This is a genomic window from Brachyspira sp., from assembly GCF_029258575.1.
Classification (GTDB): Bacteria; Spirochaetota; Brachyspiria; order Brachyspirales; family Brachyspiraceae; genus Brachyspira.
The window spans coordinates 1-2,032 of record NZ_JARHYI010000038.1 but is presented as its reverse complement, the minus strand read 5'-3'; the positions used below and the strand labels follow the sequence as shown (position 1 = coordinate 2,032).

Here is a 2,032-nt window from a genome sequence, read left to right as displayed (position 1 = left end):
TGTATCTGCCTGACTAGATAATGCTTTAGTTGAGGCAGAAGCTTCTTCTACTCAAGCAGCATTTTGCTGAGTAAGATTATCCATATCAGCTACAGCTTTATTGACTTGTTCTACTCCTGCATTTTGTTCTACAGCTGTAGAAGATATATCTTTCATGATTCTCGATGTTTCATCTATTTTTTTTCTAACATCATAAAATATTTCCTGAGAACTTCTAGCCGTGTCTGTAGCTTTATTAATTTGTTCATAAGCATTATCAACTAAATTAGTAATATCTTTAGCTGATGACTGCGTAGTTTGAGCTAAATTTCTTACTTCAGAAGCAACAACAGCAAACCCTTTTCCTTGATCACCTGCACGGGCAGCTTCTACGGCAGCATTCAATGCAAGTATGTTAGTCTGAAATGCTATATTTTCTATGATAGAAGTAATATCCTTAATTTTTGCACTAGCTTCATAAACGCCTTCTATATTTTTAGTTGTTTCTAATATAATTTCTCCTGCCTCTTCTATTGCCTGACTGGATGCAATCATCATTTCATTACCATGAACAGATTGTTCTGTAGAAGATTTAATTGTAGAAGACATTTCTTCCATAGAACTTGCTGTTTCTTCCAAGCTGGCTGCCTGAGTCTCTGTTCTGCGGGCTAAATCATCGCTTCCTTTAGAAAGCTCTTCAGCACTATTTTTTACTTCTTCTACTGATTCATAAATCTTATTAATAATATCAACGAGTTCGCTTCTCATAGCATTAAAAGAATATACTAAAAGTCCGAATTCATTTTTGCTTTTAATAATTGTATAAGATTTACTTAAATCTCCTTGCGATATATCTTTAGCCATTTGAAGTATATTTCCTAAAGGTTTCATAATATTTTTTACGTATGCAAATATTACAATAACTGAAAGAACAATCATTACAATAGATAAAATTAATATCCATTTAACTAAAACAAAAATATCTTTATAAATATCAGCATCATCTTTAGCTAATATTGCAGTCCAAGGTACGCCGTTAGCTTCAATACTATCAAATATTGCTGTACGCTTATTGCCTCCATCAAGTTTATATGAATCTATAACGCCATGATCCTTAGTTTTTACTATATCAAATGTGGAATCAAGAGTTGTACCAATCAAACTATCATCAGATGAAAGTAATACTCCTCTTGTTTCTTTATTAATAACATTTAATCTTTCAGAGCCTTCTAAAACATAAGTAGATACTATTTCTTTATTTACTTTATCTAAATCTAAATTTATATACATAATACCGAATAATTTTCCTGCTTTATTTCTTATACCTCTCATTATAAGAAGGGCATTAGCACCTGTAGTTCTTGAGATTTGCGGCATGCCGTCAAATTTCACAGAATAATCACTATCTCTTAATTCTTTAAATGATTCAGGATGAACTTCGGCTAAAGAAACACCTTCTAAATCAGGATTCTTGTTGTCAATTAATATTCTGCCTTCAATAGAGGCTACACCAATATTTAAGGAATAATAATTAATATCATCATACGATACTAATATTTCTTTTAAATTATTATACAAAGCGAGATCGTTAGGGTTTGCAGCAAATTGAATAATAATAGCTGTTGTAGCATATGTTTCTATTAATGACAACTGCTCTCTCATAATCATATTTATAGTAGAATTAAAACCTATTAATATATTTTCAAAACCGTTTACTGTATTTTTTTCAATAGTTTTAGATGTCGGTATTATAAATATTACAGACATAGATACTATTACTATAATAATTATTATACTAAGTATAATTGGAATTTGAACTGTTAGACTATTTATTCTTTTCATTTTAGCTTAATCCTTAAAATATTTTGCATTATTATAAAATAATAATAATTTTTTTTCAATAGTCAATGTATCAATTAAAAAAAATTAGGGGCTGTCCTAGATAACTTAAATTTGTTATAATTTAGTTATGAAACGAAGTAAATTAAGCCGAGAAAAACAATTAAAGTTAATAGAACATTTTGTTGCAGGAACTACAGCCCGAACAGCTTCT

At 29.7% G+C, this 2,032-nt stretch carries 1 protein-coding gene and 1 pseudogene; one reads left to right on the top strand and one right to left on the bottom strand.

What is annotated here, in order from left to right:
- Window positions 1-51: 51 nt before the first annotated feature.
- Window positions 52-1,821, bottom strand: a complete 1,770-nt coding sequence (locus tag Q1J76_RS03085) for a methyl-accepting chemotaxis protein (RefSeq protein WP_300377869.1) — start codon at window positions 1,819-1,821, stop codon at window positions 52-54.
- A gap of 127 nt (window positions 1,822-1,948) precedes the next feature.
- Between Q1J76_RS03085 and Q1J76_RS03080 the strand changes: the two are divergent.
- A pseudogene (locus Q1J76_RS03080) lies at window positions 1,949-2,032 on the top strand (IS1595 family transposase); the annotation flags it as partial.